This is a genomic window from Bacillus sp. ISL-46, from assembly GCF_018613205.1.
Window position 1 is genome coordinate 173,980 of record NZ_JAGGQR010000010.1, and the last position, 14,802, is coordinate 188,781.

The following is a 14,802-nucleotide window of genomic DNA, read 5'->3' on the forward strand; positions in this document are numbered from 1 at the left end:
TTCTCCCCTTTACTTAATCGTTTGATTTAATCCATACCAAATGACGTCTACCTTAGCTGATTTTGCGGCGATATCTTGATAGGCCCATCCTGTTACATCCCGCCACAGTCTATTTTCTACTTCCAATGGCACAATTCCTTTTGTAATATCAGTCCCAATCACAATTAATTGGCGATGTAGAGCTTCCTGCTCCCAATAAAGCCAATTCTCGAGACATTTATTCCAAATCTCTCGACACTTGTCGGCATCATATGTCAAAGTTAAATCTTTCAACCATATTTCTACACCCTCAAGGATCATCTCATCCTTGCCAAAATCAATTAAATTTATCGGGAGAAAATGGTTATCATAAGCTGAGACCCACTGTTTATTCTCGTAAACAGTGTAGGTATTCTTTACCCAAGCCCGTTTGCCGTTAAAGGCACCTCCAATAATAAAGTGCACCGCGTCCCCCTCCTTAAAGATTCTTTTTCAAATATGAGTTCGAACCCCTGATCATGATTAACCTGCCACTCCCAAAATTCTTTTTGGTGTGGGGCAAATTTTGATAAAAGAAATCTGATGACTCCCCCATGAGTAATTACTGCTGCGTTCTGCAAACTTGAATCGAGAATCTCTCCAATCATCCTAGCCCAGCCAGCATCAACTCTCTCGGTGAACTTATCAAATGATTCACCGTCGGGCGGACAATGCGTAACAGGATCTGCCAGCCATTGCCGATAGAGTCTATTTTCTTTCAAGTCTTCGTACGTATTCCCTTCCCATTGACCGAAATTCATTTCTCGTAATTCTTTTAATAGGTATAGACTAGAGTTTGGAAATAATATTTCCGCTGTATCAGTACACCTTTGCAAATCACTTGAAAAATAGCGCTGATAGCTTTTTGTCACCGATTTACTTATTGATTCCGGACATAACGGCGAATCGTTCCACCCTAGATAGGCTTTTCGTCTATTTTCTTCTGTTACACCATGACGAAATAATGCAATAACCACACGGTCATCCACAGGATTAACTCAGTCCCTTCAACAGCTGCACCTAAGACATCCCCCGTTATACCGCCAAACCAATTCACAGCTTTCCGACGAAAAAGGAATAAACAGCAGGCTGCAGCTAAAATCAATAAACCTATTAAGAAGATTTCTTTTATAAATAAACTAACCAGAATTAGAACACCAACTAAATAAATTGGATACGGCCAAAGGGCCTGCGGTTTCGCCGCATTCTGGAATAACGTGCCCAGCCCCTCATCCTTGGCTGACTTTACCGTTAACAACAGAACACCCATGACAGTTTTACTTAAAAAAGGAATGACTGCAATCATAATAAATAGTACGTTTTCGACCTTCGCTAAACTCTCATACATAAATAGAAACCGACAGCTTAATAAAACAAGAATGGAGAGAACACCAAAAGCGCCCGTTCTTGGATCCTTCATAATTTCCAGCCTTTTCCCTTGATCTTGATAGGAAAAATAAGCGTCACTTACATCCATCCAGCCATCCAGATGAATTCCTCCGGTCAGGAGAATCGTTACCAGCCAAAGCAAGAATGCACAAGCAAGATGGGAAAACGGAGTAAACTCAAGACACAGATAAAATACCGCTGAATAAATGATCCCTTGTATTAATCCAACGAGCGGGAAGGCTTGAACTGCCTTTTTAAGATGGTCTTTATCCATTGGTAACTCGAGTGTGATAGGGATTGCTGTAAAGAATTGAATATTAATCAAGAAACCTTTCAAGAACTTCATGTTTTTGAACCCCATTGATTGATAATCTTTTTAATCAGATCCCATTTTAGATGACTTTTCATTTCGTCAGCGATAGAATCAAATCTTTTGTCTTTAAACTCGCTAATTGAATGGATTTCTTCAGCAGGGAGTCCTTTCCTTGTCCGAATCATGTTTAACCAGTGATTTCTCCACTCATCATTTTGAAATAGATGGTGAAGGTACGTTCCAATGATTTGACCGTTATTTGCGTAATAGCCTTCTTCTTCCCCGTTTGCTAATGTTAAAAACGGACAGACCTCTTTAGAAAATATCGTCTTTCCTAAATGGATTTCATACCCTACGATTGGCTGGTGAATTGGTAATTCTATCCCTTTGTGATACTGGGCAGTGACTCGATTTGTTTCCTTTTCTTTATAAAAAGTAGTAGCAGCAGGAATCACTCCTAACCCCTTCACCTTGTAGTTCGGTATCCCAGTGTCGGAACCAACTTCATCAATCATTTCTTCACCAAGGATTTGATACCCTCCACAAATCCCAACAATATAACCGCCATTTGCTACGTAGTTTCGGACTAAGATATCTAACTGTTTATCTCTTAAATTGTTCAAGTCGCTAATCGTACTTTTTGTACCAGGAAGGATAACTGCGTCTGGCTGTCCAAACTCACTCGCATGATTGACCAAACGGAGCGAAACACCTTTTTCAAATAAAAATGGTTCAAGATCACTGTAATTTGAAATAAACGGCAGGTGGATGACAGCAATATCAATTGTCCCTTCATTCCGATTAGAAAATTGGCTGCGAATCGATAATGAGTCCTCACCATCAATCATATGATTTTCCACAAACGGCAATACACCCAATACAGGAATGCCTGTTTTCTTTTCCAGCCACTGAACTCCATCTTCAAATAAGGTAATATCACCGCGGAATTTATTGATAATCACACCGACAACACGCTGTCTTTCATTAGGCTCCAAAAGATCAAGAGTACCAACAATGCTAGCAAATACTCCACCGCGGTCAATATCGGCTACCAGCACAACTGGTACCTCCGCCAATTCGGCTACCTTCATATTGACCAACTCGCGGTCCTTTAAATTTATTTCAACCGGGCTGCCTGCTCCCTCCATCACCACTACATCATATTCATCGGCAAGCTGGTGTAGAGATTTCTTAATTACCTCTACTCCTTTTTCATAAAAATGATCCCGATATCCTCGTCCCGAAAGGGTTTCGATCGCTTTTCCTAGATAAACAATTTCTGCATGCCGATCTGACCTTGGCTTTAATAGAATAGGGTTCATCCAAACGGTTGGCTCCACTCTAGCTGCTTCCGCCTGAATCCCTTGTGCTCTGCCAATTTCTTTACCGTCTTGTGTCACGTACGAGTTATTGGACATGTTTTGCGATTTAAATGGGGCGACCTTTACTCCCTCATTGGCAAGTATTCGGCACATCGCCGTTACGATTAGACTTTTGCCCACATCTGAAGCCGTACCCTGAATCATGATTCCTTTCATTGCGTTACTCCCTTCATTACGATAGGAATCCCTGCCTCTACTAAAAACACTAACTCCGCTTCCTTGACTAAATATTGATGGATTTGGCCCAGCAAGCGGCCATAGGTAAACACCAGATCATTTCCAAGTAACGGCTCGTTTAATACTTCATTACTGACGACAATTATTGTCCGAGCATGATTTTTTATCGAAGTAATCCCTGTGATCACATTTTCTTTGACCTTTTCTAAAAAACGTTCATCCCATACTTGCTCAGAAGAAAACAATTCATTATTTAATAGAGTTGTGACACAATCCAACAAAACAATATCCTTATCATGAAAGTCAACAGCAATTTTCCCAATTTGAACTGACTGTTCATACGTTTTCCACCGGTAATTCGCTGAATCTCGATCGCGTTGGTGTTTTTCAATTCGTGCCTTCATTTCTGAGTCAGAAGGAAAGCCGGTTGCCAGATAGTTAAGTTGGCAGCCTGTCTTACGAGCGATCTCTACTGCTTTCCTCTCAGCAAAGCCGCTCTTCCCACTTCTTACTCCGCCTGTTATGAAGATTAATGATGATGACGCCATTTCGCCAACACTTCCATTAGTTGATTATTTTCTTGATTACTTTTTATGGCAAACCGAAGCCATCTTCCCTCTAAACCAGGAAAGTTAAAGGTATGCCTTGGAATGATGCCTTGATGTAGAAGGAACTCAAACAACGCAAACTGATCTCTCAAATGCGGATCCTTCAATAAATAGAAATTCACGTTGGAAGACGAAACCACAAATTCTTCCTGTGTAAAAAAGGCAAACAGCCTTTTCCGCTCATGACTAATATATGCCTGTGTCTCTTTAATAAAAAATTCATTTTGCAGACAAAGTTCCCCTGCTAATAACGCAATGGTATTAGTACTCCAATGTGATTGCAACTGGCTAAGGCCCGAAACAATCGCTGGCTGAGCGATTAAATATCCCAAGCGTATTCCTGGAATCGCAAACATCTTTGTCAGTGAGCGAATAATAATTAAATTTGAAAACTTGTTTATGTATGGAACCAATGATTCATATTCTATTAAAAAATCAAAAAATGCTTCATCCAAGATGACAAGGCAATCCCGCTTTTCACATTCCTCTATGATCGAAATAATCGTAGAGGCCGGATAGTAAATACCTGTTGGATTGTTTGGATTACACAAAAACAAAGCATCTGCATCCATCAAATTCGAGTGTAAATTGACCGAATTCAATTCAAAATTGGGCTCCACTAGTTGATGGTAGACAATTTCACATTTGTTTGCCCGACATGCTTGTTCATATTCCGAAAATGTTGGTTCCACAATAACTACTTTTTTGCCGGCAAGCATACGGGCAAGCAGCGTAATAAGCTCTGCTCCTCCATTTCCAATTAGGATTGTATCGATCGGGGTCTGCTGCGATTTTGCAATCCTTTCCTTCAGCTGTGTTGCATAAGGATCTGGATAAACATTAATTTCTTGAAAAAAATCCGGCCATTTTTCTTTCAAAGTAGATGGCGGGCCAAGTGGATTGATATTTGCGCTAAAATCAATATACTGCAACGGGAGTGCAAGGCCCATTGCCTCATATAAATATTGAGGATTCGAGCCATGTGACGGCCAATTCAAGGACCATTCCCCCTATCCATAAAAATAATAAAAATAAAAAGACCGTTTTGCTAAGAATTTGATTGGCCTTGATGATATGTTCCGTTTGGATGGACTGAATGGGTTCACCCATTTTTGCCCGGTTCGATATCAATCCTTTATAATAATTGATTCCGCCAAGCTGTATCCCTAAAATAGCTGCGACAGCCGCTTCACCCCAGCCGCTGTTTGGGCTCGGATGCTTTTTCGCATCACGGAATAAAATCGTCCAAGCTTTTCTATAAGGCATCCTTACGGGACGTTTTCCTATCAGCATGATGATCCCAGTTAATCGACTTGGAACCCAGCTCATCACATCATCCCATTTTGCAGACGCCCAGCCAAACTCTTTATATCTAGCGTTCATGTGGCCCACCATCGAATCACATGTATTGGTTGCGCGATAAACCATCGCCAGCGGGGCTCCGCCAATCAGTGCCCAAAACAAGGGGGCCGTCACCCCATCACTAGTATTTTCGGCCACAGTCTCAATCGTGCCGCGAGCGATTTCACTCTCATCCAAGGAATCTGTATCACGGCCAACAATATAGGATAGTTTTTTCCTAGCTTCAGGAAGGTCCCCTTCTATTAATGGACGATAGACTTCTAGAGAAGCCACCTTCAAGCTTTTTTGAGCAATGGTTGTAGAAATAATCATACCTTCCACTAAAATTCCAACAAAAGGATGAATCCAATATCCTATTAAAACTAATAACAAAACGACGAAAAAAACTAAGAGTAAGATAAAAAGGAGCATGGCCACCCCTTTCCACCGCTTAGACTTACCATTATTCCAACGTTTTTCAAGAAATGTTATCATCGTTCCAATCCATCTTACAGGGTGGGGCCAATCGGGTGGATCCCCAATAAACAGGTCAATAATATAGGCAACTGTGATTGAGATTAAATGATGAACGATCATTTGCATTTTCTCTTGCTGGATTTTTGAATCGCTTCGATCGTGCACTGATAAACTGCCTTGCTAATAAGCTTGCCTAACGGGGTAATCGTTCCCGCAAATTCTAATACTTCACCTGTTTGAGTAGCAGCAATTAAGATACTATCTGTCGATGTACCGGTGGCGATCGTTCCGGTGACTTCATCGATTACCTTTAGATCATTCAATGCCTTAACCTTCGCTTCAGTTGCGGTCATGATGCATTGTATGAAAGCTTCCTCTGTCAACTCACCGTTCACAAAAATCCATGTATTAATCGTACCAGGTATCATATCAAATGAATGCAGCTCACTTTTCGAAGCATCAATTGCATTTCCCACCCCAGCTGTCACAACAGCAAATACCGAGAAGCTATTATGTTCAAACCGCTTGTAAACTACATCTTCGAGGACAACTGCGGTCATCATGCCAACAGTTTCCGACGGTTCAAACCCGTTTGATTTTAAAAATGAGGTCATTTCTATACGATAGTCACTACAGCTGTAATCCTTGTGAACATGGCGGTTCACAAATGTTTGGTGCCATCCCGTTCCCGAACCAATCACCCCAGATGACATTGTCCTTAATGGCATGGGGGATGTTAACTCGATAAATTCTTCTGAAATATTCAGCATCGACTCATCTAGGTCAAAATCGACAACTTCGTGATTCACTTTTGGCAGTAAAACCATCTGCGGTGCAGCGACTTTAGGATGGGGATGTTTTTGAATGTCTGTATGATACACATCTCTTATTCGATCTTCCCGCAGCACCTCATTAGGAATATGATCAATATTTATCCTGCCATTTTCGAGAAGGAGCAATCGATCACAATAAAGCCCGGCAAGGTTTAAATCGTGAAAAATGGAGATGACTGTTAATCCATTTTCTGACGTCCATTGTTTTAAGAAATCTAACAATTCCTTTTGATACGACAAATCCAAATGGTTAGTGGGTTCATCTAACAATAGTATTTCAGGCTCTTGGGCCAAAGCTTGGGCGAGAAATACTCTTTGTTTTTCACCGCCTGATAATTCCTGAATATTTTTATTTTGGAATCTGGAAACACCAATTTGCTTCATTACTCGTTGGACAACCTCTTCATCGGCTTTACTCCAGGTTTGAAACAACCCCTTTTGATGTGCATAACGGCCAAGCGAGACGGTCTCTTTTACGGTGTATGAGAAAGATTGTGATGAATGTTGTGAAAGAACGGCAATAATTTGGGCCAGCTGTTTTGCTTTGTATTCCTGCAGCCGTTTCCGATTGATAAAAATCTCACCCTTTTGGATTGGTAAAATTCCACTAAGCATTTTTAAAAGGGTTGTCTTTCCACTTCCATTCGGCCCCAATATCCCGAATAATTCTCCCTTTTCCACATCAAAAGAAATGTCTTTCAGAACCGCTTCACTCGAGTATCCACCGGAAATCTGTTGAACACTAAGCATCCTTTAACCACTTCTTTCCGTTCTTTTTCTTTGGAGCAGGATTATTGCAAATACCGGTGCACCAATTAAAGCCGTGATGACACCAATGGGTAATTCTGTAGGAGATATGATTGTTCTTGAAATTAGGTCAGCTAAGATTAAAAAACCGCTTCCTGTTATGATTGATAACGGAAGGAGGTGCCGGTGATCGGGACCCCATAATAATCTTGATAAATGTGGAATCACTAGCCCGACAAAACCAATGGTACCTGACACCGCAACTGCCGCTCCTGTTAAAATAGAGCCAGCTGTTAAAATAATTAGCTTTCTTTTTTGAACATTGACCCCTAAATGCTGTGCCCGCTCTTCACCAAACGACATGGCGTTTAGTTCCTTTGCATTAAAAATCAGCAGGCCTGAGCCAATGATAAAAAATGGCAAAATGATCTTTATGTACTCCCAGCCTCTCATCGATACACTTCCTAATAGCCAGCCAATAATTTGCCTCAACTCATCTCCAGTAAGCGCAATCATCAGCGAAATAATTGCCCCTAAGAAGGAGCTAAAAATTATCCCTGTTAAAATAATCGTTTCCACTCTCATCGAACGCTCTATTTTACTGGCGAAAGTAAGGACTAAAAAGATGGTTAAAAAGGAAAATAAAATACTTAGCAATGGTAATGTGAAGGAACCAATAAAAGGAATAGATAGATGGAAAAACAGTGTCAACACCGCTCCAACTGACGCCCCGGAGGATACACCCAATGTATAAGGATCTGCTAACGGATTTCTTAGCAGACCTTGGAAGACTGCCCCTGCAATAGCAAGAGAAGCCCCGACAAGACCAGATAAAATCACTCTAGGTAAGCGAATGTTAAGGACAATACTTGAATACATAGGGTCAATTGTCTCCAATGAAATAACCCCAAATAATTTAGCACTGATAATCTTAATAATTGTTAAGATTGGAACCGAAACTGTTCCAATTGAAATCCCTAATAAAAAAGCTAGAACAAGGAACATTCCAGCTATTATATAGGCTAAATATTTATTATTTAAAAATCTCAGGATAGACAGCCTTTGCAAGATCTTCTACTCCTTCAACGATCCGAGGGCCTGAGCGAGTCACGCGATCAGAATCCACATCGACTACATGCTTATTTTTTACAGCGTTGACCGTTTCCCAGCCCTTTCTAGTTAAAACTTGTTCCGCCGGATTTTTGACATAGTATCCATAGGTAGTCAGGATTACATCTGGATTGCGTTTAATCATCGCCTCTTGATCAATTTTAATCCAGCCTTCTTGATCATTTGCGATGTTTTCCGCATTAATTATATTTAGCATTTGATCCATAAAGGTATTCTTGCCAGGTGTATAAATTTCTGGAGCGGGTGAAACTTCAACTAATACCTTTTTCTTTTCTTTTATTTCCCCAGCCTTTGCTTTAATTTCGGCCAATTTATCCTTCATCCCTTTAATCATCTCATCGGCTTTCGCTGTTTCACCGGTAGCTTTCCCAATCATATCAATGGAATCATAAACTTGGTCAAAATTTTGCGCATCATTAACAACCAAAACGGTAATTCCAGCATCTTTAAGCTGCTGAAGCCCTGCTTCAGAATTATGAGCGGACGATGCATGTGCTAGCACTAAATCTGGTTTTAAGGAAATGATTTTTTCTAAGTTTATTTCCTGTCCGCCGATTTTTTCTTTTTTCGTCGCTGCTTCCGGATAATTATCGAAATCAGACACTCCCACCACTTCTTTGTCAAGTCCTAATGCAAATGCAATTTCTGTATTACTTGGAATTAGTGAAACGATCTTTTCAGGTTTCTTTTCGATGATAACTTTAGTTTTGGCAGCATCAGTAAGTGTAACTGGATAGGTTATTTCCGCTGTTTTCTTTTCTACACTAGTTTTATTTTCTTCGTTAACTTCGTCTTTCTTTTCAGCACATCCTGCTAAAACTCCTACTGTCAATAATACTACTAACAGCAATGAATACAATTTTTTCATTTTTCTCCCTGCTTTCTGTGTAATTACCTTATGTAACAAAAAATAATTCCTCTTGTGCTAAACACAATTGCTTGGATAACAACAAAAAAACATCTCCACACTGTTAATGGAGATGTTGGTATGATTAGATTCAATTACTAGTGAAAAGTAAAAGGAGTCTAGCCTTCAACACCTTCCTATCCTCGTAGGTTTATTGGCGCACAAGAATTAGGCAGGTTTCCTGGCTCATGATCATCGCTTCCTATGCCTTCCCATCGAATTCGACAGTGGCACCATATAGGTTGCTCTCATTTACAGTGGCGGGACCGCGTTGGCTTATACCAAACTTCCCTTTTAAGCTGAAAATCTTTCGTAAAGATTTAGCACCTAATTTTTAAAAATATTTTTTGTTAAATTCATTATAGAAAAGGTGGAATGATTTGTATATGTTTTTTGCAATAATTTTATAGTTCAATCGTTCTGCATAAATTTGCCATTTCAATAGCTGCCGATGCTGCGTCCCAACCTTTATTACCTGCTTTTGTTCCGGCACGCTCAATCGCTTGTTCAATAGAATCCGTGGTTAACACTCCAAAAATGACCGGAATGCCACTACTTAAATTAATTGCGGAAACCCCTTTTGCCACTTCATTACAAACAAAGTCAAAATGTGGAGTAGAGCCGCGAATGACTGTGCCGAGCGTGATAACTGCATCATATTTTTTGCTATTAGCCATTTTTTGGGCAATTAATGAAATCTCAAATGCACCTGGTACCCAGGCAATATCTACGTCTGTCTCACTGACGCCATGTCTTTTAAGTGCATCCTGTGCACCGCCTAATAATTTACTTGTAATGAATTCATTAAAACGTCCAACCACGATTCCAACTTTTAATCCTGAGCCAACTAAATTTCCTTCAAAAATATTACCCATGAGTATGCCTCCTAAATTTGTTTTAAACTTCCCGCTTAACTAAGTTTTCCTTGTTGTTTCGGTATTCTACTAAATCTTTAATCGTTATCATTTTAATGTTTAGCTTATCAGCAATTTTACGCAGTTGGGGGACACGTGCCATCGTGCCATCGTCATTCATGATTTCACAAATGACACCAGCAGGCTTGGCACCGCATAAAATTGCAAGGTCTACAGCTGCTTCTGTATGCCCCGTTCTGCTCAAGACTCCGCCTTTTTTAGCAATTAGCGGAAACATATGCCCTGGTCTTAAAAAATCAGATGCTTTTGATTCCGGGTCAACCATACTCAACACCGTTGCTGAACGTTCAAATGCAGAAATGCCAGTGGTAGAAAATTTATGGTCAATGCTTACGGTAAAAGCTGTTCGATTTGGATCCGTGTTCTTGGAAACCATTGGATGTAAGTCGAGCTTTTGAGCTAATGCCTCGTCAATGGGAACACAGATTAGACCTCTTCCGTGAGTGGCCATAAGATTTATAACCTCAGGCGTTGCTTTTTCAGCAAGAGAAATAAAGTCCCCTTCATTTTCCCTGTTCTCATCATCGCAGGCAATAACAACCTTTCCTTCTTTTAAATCAGCAAGAGCTTCGTCAATCGTATTAAACACGCCACATCTCTCCTTTCAAAATTACAAACCAATTAAAACTAGACTTTTCCAACCATCATTTAATTAAAGCCATTGTCTGCTAAAAATTGTGCCGTTATCCCTGTCTTACGCTTTTGCGCTGTATCACTTGAAAGGTTTTTGATAAAATGTCCAACGTATTTACCAATCATATCGCATTCTAGATTAACGATATCCCCTGACCCTTTTAGTCCCAAAATCGTTTCCGATAATGTATGGGGGATGATCGATAGTGTAAAACTATTTTCTGTTACCGCAAAAACAGTCAAACTTGTCCCATCTACCGTGATAGAGCCTCTTAAGATGACATATTTTAATAATTCCTGCTCCGCTTCAATCTCATAGTAGACCGCATTTTCGAAGGACTGTTTACTTTTAATTATGCCTGTTCCATCGATATGTCCTGAGACAAAATGGCCGCCAAACCTTCCACCTGCTGCCATCGCCCGCTCAAGATTTACTTTGGAACCTCGCTTTACCATATTTAAACTTGAAGCTTTGACCGTTTCGGGCATAACATCTACCGTGAACAGCTTTCCCGTAAAGGATGTCACCGTTAGACATACCCCGTTGACCGCAATACTGTCGCCAAGGTGAACATCATTTAGTATTTTCTTTGCTTCAATGGCTAACACAAACGACTCCCCAGTCCGCTGGATGTTCGCGACTACCCCAATTTCTTCAATAATTCCAGTAAACATAATTTCCTTCTCCTTACTAGGTTCCACTTAAATTCTTACGCTAAAATGAAAAGGACCCTGAAGACAATAAGTCCTCAGGGTCCTGTAAAAGACAATAGAAAATAAAGGGTTAAAAATAGGTACACTACACCCTACAATTAATCCTGTCTTTTCCTTCTCCCATCCAGACTTTAACTGTCGGCTCTGGAGTTTCACCAGATCCACCGTTTAACAATAATATGTTAAACGGGTCACGGACTAAGAAGCATCGCTTCATCACCGCCGGTTAGGAATTTCACCTGACCCCGAAGGAATATACAATTCTTAAATTAATGATAGTATAATCTATTGTAACAGTAAAGGGAAACGCACTAAAAAGTATTTTCATTCTAAAATTATTTGATCATTATTTCACATAAAATCCATAAGCTAAGGTGATTGCTTCTTCCCTTAGCTTGCTTCCATTGAAAGAATTAGTTTACTCTTTATAAGTCTTTACCGGTAAATAAATATCAAAGTGAAGCTCCCCAGAAGCATACAGATGTTTATTCTCTTCTTTATATACTTCAATGCTTAATGCGTTGTGATCCTGTTCATAGCCATATTCTTTCATCCAAGCATATATTTGTTGATATGTAATTTCGACTTCCTCTTGCTTTCCTTTATGGGTAGAAAAAACATAATTTTTACTCGGAATCGTAAATCCAACCATACCATCGGGAATTTCGTCAATTTTTTCTACGGGCGTTGTTACATAATAGGTGAACTCTGTTTCCCGGCTATGAAAAGGTGCAATCAATACAGGTTCTTTCGTTTGATAGGATACTTCTTCTAGTCGATTAACCATTTCTTGAAAAAGACGTGGAAGTGTACTGATTTGTGAGTAAGTTCCATTCCATGAAATCCCAACAACTTTCATTTCTTCTTTTTCTATTACCTGGATACTCATGCTAATCCCCCTTTTGAATCATCATATTAATATAATTCTAATCATTGCCCTTAAATTCCTGCAAAAATAGTTCGATTAATCATTAAAAAATTGACTAGATCTCAGCTCTTGTTACCATGAAAAAAGACCGTTCATCTTAATGAACGGCCTTTACTAGTTTCATAGTCACTTTACCTCTTGAGGAATAGCTAGATTTAACCCTTTGGCTACTTTCTCACCATATTCTGGGTCTGCTTTGTAGAAATGTTGAATTTGACGAAGCTTTATGTCATCCCTCTCAACTGGCTTCATTGCGCCTACCACTGTTTCAATTAAGCGGGCACGCTCGTCTGCTGACATTAAGCGATATAAATCACCGGCTTGTGTGTAGTGGTCATTTTGATCATAGGCTACTTGTTCAGCAAGTCCAGTAACCTGGAAGGCAGTTTGTTTATGTTCAGGTTCCTCCTTTGGTCCTCCAAAACTGTTTGGCTCATAGTAAACCGAACCACCACCATTATGATCGGAACGCATCGCCCCATCACGTTGATAGTTATTTACTTCTACCTTTGGACGATTAATTGGGAGCAAATTATGATTCGGTCCTACACGATAGCGGTGGGCATCCGAATAAGCAAATAGTCGGCCTTGAAGCATTTTATCCGGCGAAGCCTCAACACCAGGGACCATTGTTCCAGGAGAGAATGTGGCCTGCTCGACCTCTGCAAAATAGTTTTCCGGATTACGGTTGAGCACCATACGCCCAACCTCGATTAATGGGTAGTCCTTATGTGACCATACCTTTGTGACATCAAACGGATCGAAGCGATACGTTTCAGCATCTTCAAAAGGCATGATTTGAACATGGAGTCTCCATGCTGGGAAGTCCCCCTTGTCAATTGCATGAAATAAGTCTTCCGTATGGTAATCAGGATTATCACCAGCTAACTTACCAGCAAGCTCTGGTGCCATATTCTTAACACCTTGTTCGGATTTAAAGTGATATTTGACCCAAACTGCCGCTCCATCCGCATTAACCCATTTAAAGGTATGGCTGCCATAGCCATTCATGTGTCTAAGTGTTGCTGGAAGTCCTCGGTCACCCATTAAATAGGTAACTTGGTGTAAGGATTCAGGTGACAGTGACCAGAAGTCCCAAACTGCAGTTGGATTTTTCAAATGGGTTTTAGGATCTCTTTTTTGAGTATGAATGAAATCAGGAAATTTAATCGCATCGCGAATGAAGAAGACTGGCGTATTGTTCCCTACTAAATCATAGTTTCCTTCTTCCGTATAAAACTTAACAGCAAAGCCACGCGGATCGCGAACTGTATCAGCTGAACCAAGTTCACCTGCAACAGTTGAGAAGCGAATAAACATAGGTGTACGTTTTCCAACGCTATTAAACAATTTTGCTTTTGTATATTTTGACATATCATTGGTCACTTCGAAATAGCCATGTGCTCCGGCACCTTTGGCGTGGACAACACGCTCAGGAACTCTCTCACGGTTAAAGTGTGCCAATTTCTCTAGTAAATGTACATCTTGAATCAATGTTGGTCCACGTGATCCAGCCGTCATCGAATTTTGATTATCACCGACTGGTGCTCCATTTCCTGTTGTTAAGTGTTTGTTGCCATTACCCATTTGATCACCTCGTAAACTATTTTTTAAAGCTTAAACAAATTATAATATAAATCTTATTAAAATCAATACTAAATTATAATAAATATAAATTAATATTGATTATCAACAGGATAACATGTACCCCCCACTATTACATAGGTATTAAAAATAAAGGACGTTATTCCAAAAATAAGAAATAACGTCAAAAAAATTTTTATTTGGACGAAAATAGCTTATAATGAAGTCAACACTTTATTAGGAGGATTTTTTATGAGTGATTCAAACCAAACCAATCCACAGGAAGAACCGAAGAAGAAAATTAGTCTTCAAGAAGCGATGAAACAGCAGTTGGAAAATAAGAAAAACAAAGCGGCCGGAGGAAATTCAAGCTCAAATAGCTCACAGGCAACTAAAAAGCTGCAAAGCCAGCAGACTAAAAAAGTAAGTAATTCACGGAGAAAAATGGGTGTCTAGTGGTCAAAATAGAGTAGACATTGTCCCTGGGACTTTAGTCAAAATAGTCCTAAAAGCAGATCAAAGAAGCGGGAAACTCACTGAGGGAACTGTTAAGGATATATTGACCAAGTCAAGTTTTCACCCACATGGCATTAAAGTGCGGCTGACGGATGGTCAAGTTGGCAGAGTCAAGGAAATCAATCGTTAAACCAACCCTCTACATTTATGGAGGCCACTGAAAAAGTAC

At 40.0% G+C, this 14,802-nt stretch carries 16 protein-coding genes, 1 pseudogene and 2 riboswitches; of the genes and pseudogenes, 2 read left to right on the top strand and 15 right to left on the bottom strand.

Translation table 11 applies throughout. The features are described 5' to 3' along the window. Positions 1–9: 9 nt before the first annotated feature. From J7E67_RS05125 to katA, 15 genes and pseudogenes are all read right to left on the bottom strand, one after another. The gene (locus J7E67_RS05125) at positions 10–444 is read right to left on the bottom strand and encodes a bifunctional adenosylcobinamide kinase/adenosylcobinamide-phosphate guanylyltransferase (protein ID WP_214716896.1); all 435 of its coding nucleotides are present in this window, start codon (positions 442–444) and stop codon (positions 10–12) included. After that, complete coding sequence (locus J7E67_RS05130; protein WP_308160732.1) at positions 396–995, bottom strand: histidine phosphatase family protein; 600 nt, start codon at positions 993–995, stop codon at positions 396–398. Before J7E67_RS05130 ends, J7E67_RS05125 begins: the two co-directional genes overlap by 49 nt. Then, complete coding sequence (cobS, locus tag J7E67_RS05135; protein ID WP_214716898.1) at positions 965–1,753, bottom strand: adenosylcobinamide-GDP ribazoletransferase; 789 nt, start codon at positions 1,751–1,753, stop codon at positions 965–967. Before cobS ends, J7E67_RS05130 begins: the two co-directional genes overlap by 31 nt. After that, positions 1,750–3,258: a cobyric acid synthase gene (locus J7E67_RS05140; RefSeq protein WP_214716899.1), complete on the bottom strand. Its 1,509-nt coding sequence runs from the start codon at positions 3,256–3,258 to the stop codon at positions 1,750–1,752. Before J7E67_RS05140 ends, cobS begins: the two co-directional genes overlap by 4 nt. Beyond that, positions 3,255–3,827, bottom strand: coding sequence for a bifunctional adenosylcobinamide kinase/adenosylcobinamide-phosphate guanylyltransferase (locus tag J7E67_RS05145; RefSeq protein ID WP_214716900.1), 573 nt, complete (start codon positions 3,825–3,827; stop codon positions 3,255–3,257). The genes J7E67_RS05140 and J7E67_RS05145 overlap by 4 nt, the downstream gene beginning before the upstream one ends. Continuing rightward, positions 3,809–4,885 (bottom strand): threonine-phosphate decarboxylase CobD, encoded by a 1,077-nt coding sequence (gene cobD / locus J7E67_RS05150; RefSeq protein WP_214716901.1) that lies wholly within the window; start codon positions 4,883–4,885, stop codon positions 3,809–3,811. Before cobD ends, J7E67_RS05145 begins: the two co-directional genes overlap by 19 nt. Then, on the bottom strand, positions 4,842–5,825 hold the full coding sequence (gene cbiB / locus J7E67_RS05155) for an adenosylcobinamide-phosphate synthase CbiB (RefSeq protein WP_214716902.1): 984 nt from the start codon (positions 5,823–5,825) through the stop codon (positions 4,842–4,844). The genes cobD and cbiB overlap by 44 nt, the downstream gene beginning before the upstream one ends. Further along, positions 5,822–7,288, bottom strand: a complete 1,467-nt coding sequence (locus tag J7E67_RS05160) for a heme ABC transporter ATP-binding protein (protein ID WP_214716903.1) — start codon at positions 7,286–7,288, stop codon at positions 5,822–5,824. Before J7E67_RS05160 ends, cbiB begins: the two co-directional genes overlap by 4 nt. Before the next feature lie 3 nt (positions 7,289–7,291). Then, a complete protein-coding gene (locus tag J7E67_RS05165) occupies positions 7,292–8,353 on the bottom strand; it encodes a FecCD family ABC transporter permease (protein WP_214716904.1) in 1,062 nt (353 codons plus the stop codon). Continuing rightward, the gene (locus tag J7E67_RS05170) at positions 8,319–9,284 is read right to left on the bottom strand and encodes an ABC transporter substrate-binding protein (protein ID WP_214716905.1); all 966 of its coding nucleotides are present in this window, start codon (positions 9,282–9,284) and stop codon (positions 8,319–8,321) included. The genes J7E67_RS05165 and J7E67_RS05170 overlap by 35 nt, the downstream gene beginning before the upstream one ends. Positions 9,285–9,477: 193 nt before the next feature. After that, positions 9,478–9,669, bottom strand: a riboswitch (cobalamin riboswitch). 58 nt (positions 9,670–9,727) lie between these two features. Beyond that, positions 9,728–10,198 carry a 6,7-dimethyl-8-ribityllumazine synthase gene (ribH, locus tag J7E67_RS05175; RefSeq protein WP_214716906.1) on the bottom strand — a complete coding sequence of 157 codons (471 nt, stop codon included), beginning with the start codon at positions 10,196–10,198 and terminating at the stop codon, positions 9,728–9,730. Positions 10,199–10,223: 25 nt separating this feature from the next. Then, positions 10,224–10,847 (bottom strand): annotated as a pseudogene (gene ribB, locus J7E67_RS05180) (3,4-dihydroxy-2-butanone-4-phosphate synthase); the annotation flags it as partial. Between the two features lie 59 nt (positions 10,848–10,906). Continuing rightward, positions 10,907–11,566, bottom strand: coding sequence for a riboflavin synthase (gene ribE / locus J7E67_RS05185; RefSeq protein WP_214716907.1), 660 nt, complete (start codon positions 11,564–11,566; stop codon positions 10,907–10,909). A 147-nt stretch (positions 11,567–11,713) separates the two neighbouring features. Beyond that, positions 11,714–11,862: riboswitch (FMN riboswitch) on the bottom strand. 161 nt (positions 11,863–12,023) lie between these two features. After that, positions 12,024–12,494 (bottom strand): GyrI-like domain-containing protein, encoded by a 471-nt coding sequence (locus J7E67_RS05190; protein WP_214716969.1) that lies wholly within the window; start codon positions 12,492–12,494, stop codon positions 12,024–12,026. 165 nt (positions 12,495–12,659) lie between these two features. Continuing rightward, complete coding sequence (gene katA / locus J7E67_RS05195) at positions 12,660–14,120, bottom strand: catalase (protein WP_214716970.1); 1,461 nt, start codon at positions 14,118–14,120, stop codon at positions 12,660–12,662. Between the two features lie 249 nt (positions 14,121–14,369). Here katA and J7E67_RS05200 point away from each other — a divergent pair, with 249 nt between their 5' ends. Further along, positions 14,370–14,573 carry a hypothetical protein gene (locus J7E67_RS05200; protein WP_214716971.1) on the top strand — a complete coding sequence of 68 codons (204 nt, stop codon included), beginning with the start codon at positions 14,370–14,372 and terminating at the stop codon, positions 14,571–14,573. Continuing rightward, entirely contained in the window at positions 14,566–14,763 is a 198-nt protein-coding gene (locus tag J7E67_RS05205) for a YwbE family protein (protein WP_088086847.1), read from the top strand. The genes J7E67_RS05200 and J7E67_RS05205 overlap by 8 nt, the downstream gene beginning before the upstream one ends. The last annotated feature ends 39 nt before the right edge of the window (positions 14,764–14,802 follow it).

Excerpts from the sequence above, each read along its gene's own strand:
- J7E67_RS05170 (WP_214716905.1), bottom strand. The coding sequence starts at position 9,284 with ATGAAAAAATTGTATTCATTGCTGTTAGTAGTATTATTGACAGTAGGA.
- J7E67_RS05140 (WP_214716899.1), bottom strand. The coding sequence starts at position 3,258 with ATGAAAGGAATCATGATTCAGGGTACGGCTTCAGATGTGGGCAAAAGT.
- J7E67_RS05200 (WP_214716971.1), top strand. The coding sequence starts at position 14,370 with ATGAGTGATTCAAACCAAACCAATCCACAGGAAGAACCGAAGAAGAAA.
- J7E67_RS05160 (WP_214716903.1), bottom strand. The coding sequence starts at position 7,288 with ATGCTTAGTGTTCAACAGATTTCCGGTGGATACTCGAGTGAAGCGGTT.
- cobS (WP_214716898.1), bottom strand. The coding sequence starts at position 1,753 with ATGAAGTTCTTGAAAGGTTTCTTGATTAATATTCAATTCTTTACAGCA.
- katA (WP_214716970.1), bottom strand. The coding sequence starts at position 14,120 with ATGGGTAATGGCAACAAACACTTAACAACAGGAAATGGAGCACCAGTC.
- cbiB (WP_214716902.1), bottom strand. The coding sequence starts at position 5,825 with ATGATCGTTCATCATTTAATCTCAATCACAGTTGCCTATATTATTGAC.
- J7E67_RS05145 (WP_214716900.1), bottom strand. The coding sequence starts at position 3,827 with ATGGCGTCATCATCATTAATCTTCATAACAGGCGGAGTAAGAAGTGGG.
- ribE (WP_214716907.1), bottom strand. The coding sequence starts at position 11,566 with ATGTTTACTGGAATTATTGAAGAAATTGGGGTAGTCGCGAACATCCAG.
- ribH (WP_214716906.1), bottom strand. The coding sequence starts at position 10,198 with ATGGGTAATATTTTTGAAGGAAATTTAGTTGGCTCAGGATTAAAAGTT.
- J7E67_RS05190 (WP_214716969.1), bottom strand. The coding sequence starts at position 12,494 with ATGAGTATCCAGGTAATAGAAAAAGAAGAAATGAAAGTTGTTGGGATT.